The sequence below is a fragment of the Rhodopseudomonas sp. B29 genome (genome assembly GCF_000333455.1).
In the GTDB taxonomy this organism is placed as follows: Bacteria; Pseudomonadota; Alphaproteobacteria; order Rhizobiales; family Xanthobacteraceae; genus Rhodopseudomonas.
On record NZ_BADD01000013.1, the window covers coordinates 1 to 11,545 of the forward strand.

Below are 11,545 nucleotides of genomic sequence, written 5' to 3' on the forward strand. Positions count from 1 at the left end.
GACAGGCCCGGATCGGCTGCCGCCGCCACGCTCTCGACGCTGGCGCTGCCGCCTTCGCCGGTGGCCTGGAAGGTCGAGGTGCGGACGGTGATGACCTTCTTGGCATCCTTCGACTTCACGGTCTGGATCGCGTTGCCGGCGTAGATCGGCCGCTCGAACGTGTCGGGCGCCACGACCTTGATGATCTCCGAGATCTGCATCACGTCGAGCGACGCGGCAACCCGGGGCATCACGTTCTTGAAGCGCGAGGTCGCGGGCGCGACGATCGCGTCGTAATTGCCGGCCAGCGACACGATCAGCGCGGCCAGGGGCTCGGCGAGGTCGTGCTCGTACACCGGCGCGTCGGCCAGCAGCACCTTCGCGACGCCTTGCAGCTTGGCAGCCGCATCGGCCGCAGCCTTGGCGCCTTCACCGCCGGCGACCAGCACATGCACGTCACCGCCGAGCGCGGCGGCGGCGGTCAGCGCCTTGTTGGTGGAGTCCTTGAGCTGGGCGTGGTCGGTTTCGGCAATCAGCAGCGTCGCCATCACAGCACCCCCGCTTCGTTCTTGAGCTTCTCGACGAGTTCAGCGACGTCCTTGACCTTGACGCCGGCCTTGCGGCCGCCCGGCTCGACGGTCTTGACGATCTCCAGCCGCGGCGAGACGTCGACGCCGTAGTCGGCGGCGGTCTTCTCGGCGATCGGCTTCTTCTTCGCCTTCATGATATTCGGCAGCGACGCGTAGCGCGGCTCGTTGAGGCGCAAATCGGTGGTGACGATCGCCGGGCCCTTGAGCTTCAGCGTCTGCAGGCCGCCGTCGATTTCGCGCTGGACCTGGAAGTCCGAGCCTTCGACCTCGAGCTTGGACGCGAAGGTCGCCTGCGACCAGCCGAGCAGCGCGGCCAGCATCTGGCCGGTCTGATTGCAGTCGTCGTCGATCGCCTGCTTGCCGAGGATGATCAGCCCGGGCTGTTCTTCGGTGGCGACGGCTTTGAGGATCTTGGCGACCGCGAGCGGCTCGACGGTGCCATCGACCTTGACCAGGATGCCGCGGTCGGCGCCCATGGCGAGACCCGTGCGGATCGTCTCCGACGCCTGCGCCGGTCCGATCGACACCACCACGACCTCGGTCGCCTTGCCGGCTTCCTTCAGCCGCAGGGCTTCCTCGACGGCGATCTCGTCGAACGGATTCATCGACATCTTGACGTTGGCGAGCTCGACGCCCGACCCGTCGCTCTTGACGCGGATCTTGACGTTGTAGTCGACCACGCGCTTGACCGGCACTAAGACCTTCATCGATCCTCTTTCGTGTTGCGCTGGAATGTCCCTTCGTGGCGGCGGAACCTAAAGCCCCAGCTATCGGCGGTCAACGCGCGACCGCCGAAAACCGCCACCTCGCTCTATAGCTACCGGTTCTGCCCCGGCACCCACAAGACGTCACCGCCGCCGTCGTCGTTGACGGCGCGGCTGGCGACGAACAGGAAGTCCGACAGCCGGTTGACGTAATGCACGGCCGCGGCGGTGAGGCGTTCTTCCGGCTTGGCGGCGAGTTCCGCCATCACGCGTTCCGCACGGCGGCAAATGGTTCTGGCCAGATGCAGGTACGCGGCGCCCGGCTTGCCGCCGGGTAGCACGAATGACGTCAACGGCGCGAGACGCTCGTTGAGCTGATCGATCTCGTGCTCCAGCCGCTCCACCTGGGTATCGAGTATCCGCAGCCGTTCGGCTTTGCCCTCGCGGTCCGGCACCGCCAGATCGGCGCCGAGGTCGAACAGGTCGTTTTGAATGCGGCCCAGCATGGCATCGACATCGGGCCGTGCGGCGAGATGCAGCCGGGCCACGCCGATTGCCGCGTTGGTCTCGTCCACGGTTCCATAGGCGGCGATCCGCAGATCGTATTTGGGACGGCGCTCGCCGGAGCCCAGCGCCGTCGTGCCGTCGTCACCGGTGCGGGTATAGATTCGATTGAGTACAACCATCGGAGCAATCCTGGTGCATCGCGGGCGGACCTTTAGCGCGAAACGGCTCTGCGCGAGGTGGCGAGACGTGAGGGCGGGACCGGCGTTAGCGGCCCAGCGCCCAGACCGCAAGCATGGTGATGACGATGGCGACGAACTGCAGCCCGACGCGCCAGCGCATCAACTGCTGAGAACGGTTGGCCGAGCCGCCGCGCATCATGTTGATGAGGCCGAGCAGGAGCACGAAGGCCACGGCGCACAGCGCGATAGGCAGCAGGAAAGTCCCGAGGAATGTCGCCATCCTGGTCTCATAACACCACTGATCCGGTCGCGCCATCCCGCCCGCAGGCGGCGGACGTGCAACGAAGGCGGTTTGAACCGGTTGATAGCGGATGGTAGTGTCGGATGTCGGCGACGCTCATTTTCCCCAATAAGGTCGGGTCGTGAAGCAGATTGGCTACGCCTACCGGGTCGCGCTCGACGCCTTCTACACGTTTCTGGCCGATGACGGATGGGCGATCGCCAGCCACATCGCGCTGTCGTCCCTGATGGCGCTGTTTCCATTTCTGATCGTCCTGACGTCGCTGGCCGGCTTCATTGGCTCCAAGGGGCTGGCCGACCAGGCCGCCGAGTTGCTGCTCGACGTATGGCCGGCGCAGGTCGCCTCGACGCTATCGGGTGAAATCCACGACGTGCTGACCACCACCCGCGGCGGCGCGCTGACCATCGGCCTGTTACTGGCGTTGTACTTCGCCTCGAACGGCGTCGAGAGCCTGCGGGTGGCGCTGAACCGCGCCTATGCGGTGATCGAGCCGCGGCCTTGGTACCTGCTGCGGCTGGAATCGATCGGCTACACGCTGGTCGCGGCTTTCACCGCGCTGGCTATGTCGTTCCTGATCGTGCTCGGGCCGCTGATCCTGGCGACCGCCCGGATTTATGTGCCGGTGTTGGTGCAGAACAACGAGATAATGGTCACGGTTGCGCGCTACGGCATCACCATCGCGGCGCTGACGGTGGCGCTGTTCATCCTGCATGCGCGGCTGCCGGCCGGGAGGCGTACGCTCAAGCAGATCGCGCCCGGCATCGTCTTCACCATGGTGGCGTCGTTGCTGTCGGGCGTCGGTTTCGGCCTGTATCTGGCGCGCTTCGCCAACAACTACGTAACGATGTATGCGGGCCTCGCGTCGGCGATCATCGCTTTGGTGTTTCTGTATTTCATCGCCGCGATCTTCGTCTATGGCGGCGAACTCAACGCCGCCATCATCAAGTCGAAGCTGAAGGACGGCGTGACACTTCAAGCAGCGCAGTTGCGAGCGCACGAGGAGACACCGGCTTGAGCAGGAACGAGTTGGCGCCGGCCTGTCGCGCCGCCGCTTCGTCCTGATCGCGGCCGGACAGGCCGATGATCGGCACCGTGCTGCCGGGCGCATCGAGCGCGCGGATCAGCCGGATGGTGTCGAGGCCGCTGATCCCTGGCAGCACCATGTCCATCAGCACCGCGTCGAACTCGTTATCACGCAGCCGCTCCGGCGCCGCCTCGCCGCGGCCGATGAATTCGGCCGAGTGGCCGAGTTCGGTCAGGATGGAATTGAGCACGACCCGGCCGAACGGGTTGTCCTCGACGCTGAGCAGCCGCAGCGGCCGGTTGTCCACGCCCTGAATGCGCCGCGCCGCGGATGTCGCCGGCTGCGGCTGGGCTCGCGGTAGCTTCACCGTCATCGTGAACACCGTGCCGCCGCGAGCGCGCTGCGTCACGGCGACGTCGCCGCCCATCGCGCGGGCGATCTGACGGACCGAACTCAGCCCAAGCCCGGCGCCGCCGAACCGCGCCGCGATGCTGACATTGGCCTGCGAGAACGGCCGGAACAGCCGCCTGATCTCGGCGAGCGACAGGCCGATGCCGCTGTCGGTGACGGCAAAGCTGACCGCGGCGTCATGCTTGCCGGCTGCGGCGGACGTCACCTTGAGGCTGACCGTGCCCTGCTCGGTGAACTTCACCGCGTTGTCGATCAGATTTTCCAGGGCCGCTCGGAGCCGGACGACGTCGCCGATCACGTAGGCGGGGAGCCGCGGCGAGATTGTCACGACGGCGCCCAGCCCCTTGGCGGCGGCGCGGCCGGCGAGCGAATCCCCGACATGCCGCGACAGCGCCCGCAGGTCGAACAGGTCCTGCCGGATCTGCAGCCCGGCTGCGCCGAGCCGCGCCGCATCGACGAAAAGTGTAGCCAGCCCAGACAGATGCTCAGCGCCGGCCTTGATCGTGTCGACCCAGCGGCGCTCACGCTCGCCGAGTTCGGAGGTGGCGAGGAGGTCGCTGACGGCCAGGATGCCGGTGAGGGGCGTGCGAACTTCATGCGCGAAAGCGGCCAGCGCCGACTCCACAAGGTCAGGCTTAACGGCTTGCTTTTGGACGCGTTTTTTCACCGGCCGCGTCACCTGCGTCCGCCGGCTGCGCAACGCGCGCGCTTTCACCGCCATGATTCCCCCGAGCCGCCCGCGACCAGATTGCCACGCCGCCGGCGCTCAAACCATCCCGCCATTGTGCGCCTGAGCGTCGGCGGGGGGCGCCCTCAGGCGGATGCGGCCAGTCCAACCAGCGCCCGGATATCGGCCGGCGTGGCGCCGTCTGCGCGCAATTGCCGCAAGGCGGTGGAGCTGTCCGACTTCGACAGCTTACGCCCCGCGGCGTCGCGGATCAGGTCGTGGTGCCGATAGGTCGGTGCCGGCAGCCCGAGCAGGGTTTGCAGCAGCCGGTGTACCGACGTCGACCAGAACAGATCGGCGCCGCGCACCACATGAGTGACGGCCTGCAGCGCGTCGTCGATCACCACCGACAGGTGGTAGCTGGTCGGCGTCTCCTTGCGGGCGATGATGACGTCGCCCCAATCCAGCGGCTGCGCCCTCACGAGTCCGGTCTCGCCGCCCGGGCCGCGGCCGTCTTCGTGCCAGCTCAGCTCACCCACTTGGGCAACTGCGGCAGCCATGTCGAGCCTCAGCGCATAGGGCGTGCCGGCAGCGATCAGTGCGCTGCGTTCGTCGGCAGTTAGTTGCTTGCCTTGGCCGGGATACAGCGGCGCGCCGTCGGGATCGCGCGGCCACGCGCCGCTTGCCTCGCGGTCTGCGACCAGCCGGGCGATCTCGGCGCGGCTCTCGAACGCCGGGAACACCAATCCGGTGGATGCGAGCCTGTCCACGGCTTCGCGATACAGGTCCAGGTGATCGGATTGCCGCCTAACCTGCGGCTCCCACGCAATGCCGAGCCATTCCAGGTCTTCGTAGATCGCGGCTTCGTATTCCGGCCGGCAGCGCGTGGCGTCGATGTCCTCGATACGCAGCAGCAGCCGTCCGCCCGCCGCGCGCGCCAGGTCGAAATTCATCATCGCCGAGTAGGCGTGGCCGAGATGGAGATAACCGTTCGGGCTCGGCGCAAATCGGAAAACGGGTGGCGGCATTGAACCCCTGACGTCATTGCCGGACTTGATCCGGCAATCCATCGGATGAAAGACTCCTTACGATAGCGGATGGATGCGCGGGTCAAGCCCGCGCGTGACGCGGGAAAGCCAAGCCACCTGATGACCATCCATCTCGACAGCCAGTCCGATCTCGAAGCTGCGATCCACACGCTGGTCAAACAGGACCCGCGGCTGAAGCCGGTGCTAAATGTCGCCGGCATGCCGCCGCTGCGGCGGCGCGAGCCGGGCTTCACCGGGCTGGCGGCGATCGTCTGCGGCCAGCAATTGTCGGTCGCCTCGGCGGCGGCGATCTGGGCGCGGGTGTCTGGCGCCTATGAGCCGTTCGATCACCACGCCATCCGGCGCGCCCGCACCGATCGGCTGGGGCGGCTCGGCCTGTCGGCGGCGAAGATCAAGACGCTGAAGGCGCTGGCCAAGGAGCTCGCGGCCGAGCGGCTCGATCTGAACGCGCTGGGCGAGCAGGATGCCGACATCGCCCACACCGCGCTGACGGCGCTGCACGGCATCGGGCCGTGGACCGCCGACATCTATTTGTTGTTCTGCCTCGGCCATGGCGACGCCTGGCCGGCCGGTGATCTCGCCGTCCAGGAGGCGATGCGGATCGGCCTCGGCCTCAAGGCGCGCCCAACGGTGAAGCAGATGGCGCCGCTCGCCGAACCCTGGCGCCCGCTCCGCGGCGCCGCCGCGCATCTGTGGTGGGCTTATTATCACGCGGTGAAGAAGCGCGAGGGGGTGATCGGCAAGCCCGAGGCCACGGAACCCAAGCCGAAGCCGAAGATCACCAAAACGACCAGGCGCTGAGGGCGCCATCCGCCTCGTTGTGCGAGGCCGGCGCGGCAAATCAACTACTGCCCTCACTAACCGGTGACACGTCCCTTCACCGCGTTGGCGAAAGCCTTGTAGCTGACGCGGCCGCCCGGTCCCGACAGGTCGTCGTGCAATTGCCGGCGCAGGCGCGCGCGGTCGTCGTCGCTCAGCTTGGAGATCGCCACGCCTTGCGGGCCGATCGGCAGGAAGTACACGTCGCAGAACGCATCGACGCTCGGATAGCTGATCTCCACCGGGATCGTCATCGTTTCGACGTCGACCATACCGGCCTGCTGCCACAACTCCTGCATCACGTCGCGGCGCGATGCGGCTTCGCTCGGGCGTTTGGCGGGCGCGACGCCGACGGCCTGCATGGCCCGCGTCATCGGCGCCAGCGGCGACCCGCCGGCATCGATGTCCCACATATAGGAAGCCACCGAGCCGCCCGGGCGCGTCACCCGCGCCAACTCCGCCGCCGCTTTGGTCGGGTCGGACAGGAATGCCAGCACGAGGGCCATGATCGAGACGTCGAAGCTGTTGTCGGGGAAATCTAACGCCTCTGCACTGCCGAGTTTGAAGCTGGCGTGCCGGGCGGCCGGGCGGGTGCGGGCGAAAGCGAGCTGGCCTTCGGAGGGATCGACCGCGGTGATCGACTTGGCGGCGCAGCGGGCGACGATCTCTTCGGTGAAAGCGCCGTTGCCGCAGCCGCAGTCGAGCCAGTCGCGACCCGCCGGAGGGGCCAACCAGTCCAGGAAAACCGCGCCGGCGGTGCGGCTCCAGCGGCCCATCATCCGCTCGTAGGCATCGCCATCGGTGAAGGTCGCGGCCCCTGTAGTCGTCATCGTGTTGCTCCGTCGCGGTTCCAGCCCCTGAGGTATTTTGTTCTTGGAGGTGACGTCAACGGATAGGCGCAGCCTTCTCCGCGGCGCGCGTCCGCGGGGGACTGAAACGACAAACGCGCGCCGGCGGGATCCGCCGACGCGCGCCTCGTAACTCGCTGGTTCCCAGGCGCTGGAGTACGCCCGAGCCGAGCGGCTTCGATTAAGAAGCCAACCTCAACGGGCGTCCCCAGCGAGGTGACAGCGTTTCGAGTGAGACACTGGATCACCTCCTTTCGTTGTTTCAGGAAAATCCAAGATAAGAACGATTCCTCCGTTTGTGAAGACACCATGACGATCGTTGCTCGCCGTGACATCGCGCCGGCGGAACGTCTCGGGTTCCTGCCGGTTGTGCTCGTGAGGAAACGACGCAGGAGGTTTCGATGAGTCCCACCATGACTCCGAGCAGCGATCCGGCCACCGACGAGACCGTCAGCCTGATCGGCAGTGACAAGGTCCAGGGCACCGCGGTGTTCGGCCCCGACGGCGAGAAGATCGGATCGATCGAGCGGGTGATGATCGAGAAGCGCACCGGGCGGGTGTCCTACGCGGTGCTGTCGTTCGGCGGTTTCCTCGGTATCGGCGACGACCACTATCCGTTGCCATGGCCGTCGCTGAAGTACAACACTGAGCTCGGCGGTTACCAGACCATGGTGACTAACGATCAGCTGCAGAATGCTCCGAAATATGATCGCGGGTCCGACTATGATTGGAGCGGCACGCGCCGGATCGATGACTACTACGGCGTGGCGCTGACATGAGCCGGCTGCGCTGGCGGCTGCGGCGCCCACGTCGCTCGTGGAAGTGCTTCGCCAAGCGAAAAGCCCGCAGGGTGGGTTAGCGCCGAAAGGCGCGTAACCCACGCTGTATGCGTAGCGCCTGGGTTACGCGCTTCGCGATAACCCACCGTACGGGCCTCGCCCGTTGCTCCTTTGTCAGGCCGCGACCAACGATGATCGACGACCTCTGGTACAAGAACGGCGTGATCTACTGTCTGTCGGTCGCGACCTATATGGACGCCAATGGCGACGGCATCGGCGATTTCAAGGGGTTGTCGCGGCGCCTCGATTATCTCCATGGCCTCGGCATCACGGCGATCTGGCTGATGCCGTTCCAGCCATCGCCGAACCGCGACGGCGGCTACGACATCTCGGACTATTACAACGTGGACCCGCGCTACGGCACCCTTGGCGATTTTGTCGAGTTCACCCATGGCTGCAAGCAGCGCGGCATCCGGGTGATCATCGACCTCGTGGTCAATCACACCTCCGATCAGCATCCATGGTTTCAGCAGGCACGCGCCGATAAAGAGTCACCATATCGCGACTGGTACGTCTGGTCGGACAGGAAGCCGGCGCATGCAGACGAGGGCATGGTCTTCCCAGGCGTGCAGAAATCGACCTGGACGCGCGACAGGGTCGCCAAGGCCTATTACTTCCACCGCTTCTACGACTTCCAGCCCGACCTCAACACCGCCAATCCATTCGTGCAGGAAGAGATCCTCAAGATCATGGGGTTCTGGATCCAGCTCGGCGTCTGCGGCTTCCGCATGGATGCAGTGCCGTTCGTGATCGCCACCAAGGGTCCGCAGGTCAGGAAGCCGGTGGAGCAGTTCGATATGCTGCGCACCTTCCGCGAATTCCTGCAATGGCGGAAGGGCGACGCCATCATTCTCGCCGAAGCCAATGTGCGACCGAAGGACGATCTGCAGTATTTCGGCGACGACGGCGATCGCATGCACATGATGTTCAACTTCCACGTCAACCAGCATCTGTTCTATGCGCTCGCCTCCGGCGACACCGGGCCGCTGGCGAAGGCGCTCGTCGAGACCAAGCCGCGGCCGGCGACGGCGCAATGGGGGCTGTTTCTGCGCAATCACGACGAGCTCGATCTCGGCCGCCTCACCAAGGCGCAGCAGGCCCAGGTGTTCGCGGCGTTCGGGCCCGACAAGACCATGCAGCTCTACAATCGCGGCATCCGCCGGCGGCTGGCGCCGATGCTCGGCGGCGACCGGCGGCGGCTCGAATTGGCCTACAGCCTGATGTGCACGCTGCCCGGGACGCCCGTGCTGCGCTATGGTGACGAGATAGCGATGGGCGACGATCTCAGGCTGAAGGAGCGCGAATGCGCCCGCACGCCGATGCAATGGTCGACCGAGCCGCATGGCGGCTTCACCAAGTCCGACAAGCCCTGTGTGCCGGTGATCGAGCAGGGGCCCTACGGCTATCCCCACGTCAATGTTGCTCAGCAGCGGCGCGATCCCAACTCCTTCCTCAACTGGATCGAGCGCATCCTGCGGATGCGCAAGGAGGTGCCGGAGATCGGCTGGGGCGATTTCGAGGTAATCGAGACCGGCGATCCGGCCGTGCTGGGCCTGCGCTACGACTGGCGCAACAATTCGGTCCTGCTGCTGCACAATCTCGACGAACAGCCGCGCGAGCTGACATTTTCCGTGGGGCTTGCAGGCGACAGCGGCGACACCCTGATCGACGTACTCGGCGATCAGCACAGCCAGGCCGGCAAGCGTCACCGTCACACTGTGATGCTGGAAGGCTACGGTTATCGTTGGTACAGGGTCGGCGGACTCGACTATCTGCTGAAACGCAGTGAAGTCGACGGCGGCAACGGCACGCCTGTGTGACTCCCGTCAATGCTACGGGCTTTCGCCCCGCGGGCCAACTCGAGACGGTGACCGTCGGTTAATTGATCGTTAGTAGGGCAATTACTCGTCAATGACCACAGCAGGTGAGTATCCACCTCGTTTGAGACTCTTGTAACTTTCGTCGGCTAAATCCCGTTGGTTGGACATGAACGGGGGCAGGCCCGATGATGGCGCGGGGGAGCGGTTGGGGCAGGCTGGCGCGGATGTTTGTTCGCGACCGGCGCGGCAATGTGGCGATCATTTTCGCGCTGGCCGTTCTGCCGATCCTCGCGGCGGTCGGCTGCGCCGTCGACTATGCGATGGCGGCCAAGATTCGTACCCAGTTGCAGAAGGCGGCCGATACGGCAAGCCTGGCTTCGATCTCCTTTAACGGTGCCGGCTACAAAGCCGCGGTGGCGATGACCAGCAACGGCACGGTGAGCGCCGGCAATACCGAAGCTACGAATGTCTTCAATGGCAACGCCTCGGTCGTGACGGGCTATACCGGGCTCAACATCTCCCCGACCGTGACCAAGACGGGCGCGACGTTGAAGTCGGTGGTGAATTTCACCGCCAAGGTGCCGACCAGCTTCATGGGCGTCTTCGGCACCAAGACGGTGACGGTCGGCGGTAGCTCGACAGCCAGCGCCTCGCTGCCTTTGTATCTCGACTTCTATCTGATGCTCGACGTGTCGGGCTCGATGGGGCTGCCTTCGACCACCGCCGAGGCGCAGCGGATGCAGTCGATCAATCCGGACAACTATCTTCAGTATCCAACCGGCTGCACGCTGGCATGCCATTTCGCTCCGCAGAATTCAGCCTGTACGGACAGCGGCACGCAGGGCTATCCCACCAATAACTACTGTCTCGGCTACGCCATCTCGCGCGTCAGCCAGAGCGGCTACAAGGCGCTGCTGCAGAACACCAGCAGTACCCCGATGAAAAAGAAGCTGCCGTCCAACATCGTGTCCGGATTGCCGAACTCGCTCTATACCAAGCTTGGCGCGGTGGACAACTGCCCGACCGACGGCACAGATGCGTGCATCCAGCTTCGATTGGACGCCGTCGGCTATGCGGTCAATCAGTTGTTTCAGACTGCCAACACCACCGCCAAAATCCCCAACCAGTTCCGAATCGGGCTGTATCCGTTCATCCAGTATCTGTACTCGTACTTCCCGCTGACCAGCAGCATCAACGGCTCGACGACCAATTCTTCGACCATCAACTACGCCGCGGCCAATCTGGCGACGCTGCTCGACACCAACATGAATTCGAACCTCGGCTCGGGCGGGACGCATATCAGCGAGTCGCTCGCCAGCATGAACACGCTGATCACCAGCGTCGGCGACGGCACGACGTCGAACAAGACGCTGCCTTATGTCTTCCTGGTCACCGACGGCGCGCAGGATCCGCAGACCAAGGGTGTGCCCAATGGCGGCTGGGCGGGGAGCAATCATGCAACGGTCATCAACCCCTCGACCGACTGCACGCCGATGAAGAAGCGCGGCATTATCGTCTCGGTGCTGTACATCCCGTATCAGAAGATCGATCCGGTCAACACCTCGTTCGCGGGCAACGAGGACACCTACGCCAACAACAACATCGCCAACATCCCGGCGAGTTTGAGCGGCTGCGCCTCGCCGGGCTTCTTCTACACCGCGAACACGCCGGCCGACATCACCGCCGCCCTCAACGCGATGTTCAACCACGCGGTCCAGATCGCGCATATCACGAACTGAGATTCCGCCAGCGCGCAAGTGCGCCATTGCGAGGAGCGAAGCGACGAAGCAATCCAGCTCCGTGCATAG

General features: G+C 65.2%; 11 protein-coding genes and 1 pseudogene. 5 read left to right on the forward strand and 7 right to left on the reverse strand.

Annotated features, from left to right (window positions below; translation table 11 throughout):
• From I5M_RS00280 to I5M_RS00295, 4 genes and pseudogenes are all read right to left on the reverse strand, one after another.
• Window positions 1–527 (reverse strand): annotated as a pseudogene (locus I5M_RS00280) (electron transfer flavoprotein subunit alpha/FixB family protein); the annotation flags it as partial.
• Window positions 527–1,276 (reverse strand): electron transfer flavoprotein subunit beta/FixA family protein, encoded by a 750-nt coding sequence (locus I5M_RS00285; protein WP_022719573.1) that lies wholly within the window; start codon window positions 1,274–1,276, stop codon window positions 527–529. The gene I5M_RS00285 and the pseudogene I5M_RS00280, both read right to left, overlap by 1 nt.
• A 110-nt stretch (window positions 1,277–1,386) precedes the next feature.
• Window positions 1,387–1,959 carry a cob(I)yrinic acid a,c-diamide adenosyltransferase gene (locus tag I5M_RS00290; RefSeq protein ID WP_022719574.1) on the reverse strand — a complete coding sequence of 191 codons (573 nt, stop codon included), beginning with the start codon at window positions 1,957–1,959 and terminating at the stop codon, window positions 1,387–1,389.
• Window positions 1,960–2,044: 85 nt separating this feature from the next.
• A complete protein-coding gene (locus I5M_RS00295) occupies window positions 2,045–2,239 on the reverse strand; it encodes a twin transmembrane helix small protein (RefSeq protein ID WP_022719575.1) in 195 nt (64 codons plus the stop codon).
• A 142-nt stretch (window positions 2,240–2,381) separates the two neighbouring features.
• Between I5M_RS00295 and I5M_RS00300 the strand changes: the two genes are divergently transcribed.
• The gene (locus I5M_RS00300; RefSeq protein ID WP_022719576.1) at window positions 2,382–3,275 is read left to right on the forward strand and encodes a YihY/virulence factor BrkB family protein; all 894 of its coding nucleotides are present in this window, start codon (window positions 2,382–2,384) and stop codon (window positions 3,273–3,275) included.
• Here the strand turns inward: I5M_RS00300 and I5M_RS00305 are convergent.
• Window positions 3,202–4,416: an ATP-binding protein gene (locus I5M_RS00305; protein WP_022719577.1), complete on the reverse strand. Its 1,215-nt coding sequence runs from the start codon at window positions 4,414–4,416 to the stop codon at window positions 3,202–3,204. The two genes, I5M_RS00300 and I5M_RS00305, sit on opposite strands and share 74 nt — an antisense overlap.
• Before the next feature lie 92 nt (window positions 4,417–4,508).
• Window positions 4,509–5,390, reverse strand: coding sequence for a tRNA glutamyl-Q(34) synthetase GluQRS (gene gluQRS / locus I5M_RS00310; RefSeq protein WP_022719578.1), 882 nt, complete (start codon window positions 5,388–5,390; stop codon window positions 4,509–4,511).
• A 120-nt stretch (window positions 5,391–5,510) separates the two neighbouring features.
• Here gluQRS and I5M_RS00315 point away from each other — a divergent pair, with 120 nt between their 5' ends.
• Window positions 5,511–6,212 (forward strand): DNA-3-methyladenine glycosylase, encoded by a 702-nt coding sequence (locus tag I5M_RS00315; RefSeq protein ID WP_040771489.1) that lies wholly within the window; start codon window positions 5,511–5,513, stop codon window positions 6,210–6,212.
• 56 nt (window positions 6,213–6,268) lie between these two features.
• On the opposite strand, the gene I5M_RS00320 is transcribed toward I5M_RS00315, so the two are convergent.
• Window positions 6,269–7,060, reverse strand: coding sequence for a class I SAM-dependent methyltransferase (locus tag I5M_RS00320; RefSeq protein WP_022719580.1), 792 nt, complete (start codon window positions 7,058–7,060; stop codon window positions 6,269–6,271).
• Window positions 7,061–7,479: 419 nt separating this feature from the next.
• Between I5M_RS00320 and I5M_RS00325 the strand changes: the two genes are divergently transcribed.
• The 3 genes from I5M_RS00325 (at window position 7,480) to I5M_RS00335 (ending at window position 11,476) form a co-directional block, all read left to right on the forward strand.
• Window positions 7,480–7,857 (forward strand): PRC-barrel domain-containing protein, encoded by a 378-nt coding sequence (locus I5M_RS00325; RefSeq protein ID WP_244431891.1) that lies wholly within the window; start codon window positions 7,480–7,482, stop codon window positions 7,855–7,857.
• Window positions 7,858–8,048: 191 nt separating this feature from the next.
• Window positions 8,049–9,737, forward strand: coding sequence for an alpha-amylase family protein (locus I5M_RS00330; RefSeq protein ID WP_022719582.1), 1,689 nt, complete (start codon window positions 8,049–8,051; stop codon window positions 9,735–9,737).
• 224 nt (window positions 9,738–9,961) lie between these two features.
• The gene (locus tag I5M_RS00335; protein ID WP_022719583.1) at window positions 9,962–11,476 is read left to right on the forward strand and encodes a TadE/TadG family type IV pilus assembly protein; all 1,515 of its coding nucleotides are present in this window, start codon (window positions 9,962–9,964) and stop codon (window positions 11,474–11,476) included.
• Window positions 11,477–11,545: the final 69 nt, after the last annotated feature.

What these genes read in the sequence shown, in the direction of transcription:
- I5M_RS00285 (WP_022719573.1), bottom strand. Translation starts at nt 1,276, where the DNA reads ATGAAGGTCTTAGTGCCGGTCAAGCGCGTGGTCGACTACAACGTCAAG.
- I5M_RS00290 (WP_022719574.1), bottom strand. Translation starts at nt 1,959, where the DNA reads ATGGTTGTACTCAATCGAATCTATACCCGCACCGGTGACGACGGCACG.
- I5M_RS00295 (WP_022719575.1), bottom strand. Translation starts at nt 2,239, where the DNA reads ATGGCGACATTCCTCGGGACTTTCCTGCTGCCTATCGCGCTGTGCGCC.
- I5M_RS00305 (WP_022719577.1), bottom strand. Translation starts at nt 4,416, where the DNA reads ATGGCGGTGAAAGCGCGCGCGTTGCGCAGCCGGCGGACGCAGGTGACG.
- gluQRS (WP_022719578.1), bottom strand. Translation starts at nt 5,390, where the DNA reads ATGCCGCCACCCGTTTTCCGATTTGCGCCGAGCCCGAACGGTTATCTC.
- I5M_RS00315 (WP_040771489.1), top strand. Translation starts at nt 5,511, where the DNA reads ATGACCATCCATCTCGACAGCCAGTCCGATCTCGAAGCTGCGATCCAC.
- I5M_RS00320 (WP_022719580.1), bottom strand. Translation starts at nt 7,060, where the DNA reads ATGACGACTACAGGGGCCGCGACCTTCACCGATGGCGATGCCTACGAG.
- I5M_RS00325 (WP_244431891.1), top strand. Translation starts at nt 7,480, where the DNA reads ATGAGTCCCACCATGACTCCGAGCAGCGATCCGGCCACCGACGAGACC.
- I5M_RS00330 (WP_022719582.1), top strand. Translation starts at nt 8,049, where the DNA reads ATGATCGACGACCTCTGGTACAAGAACGGCGTGATCTACTGTCTGTCG.
- I5M_RS00335 (WP_022719583.1), top strand. Translation starts at nt 9,962, where the DNA reads ATGTTTGTTCGCGACCGGCGCGGCAATGTGGCGATCATTTTCGCGCTG.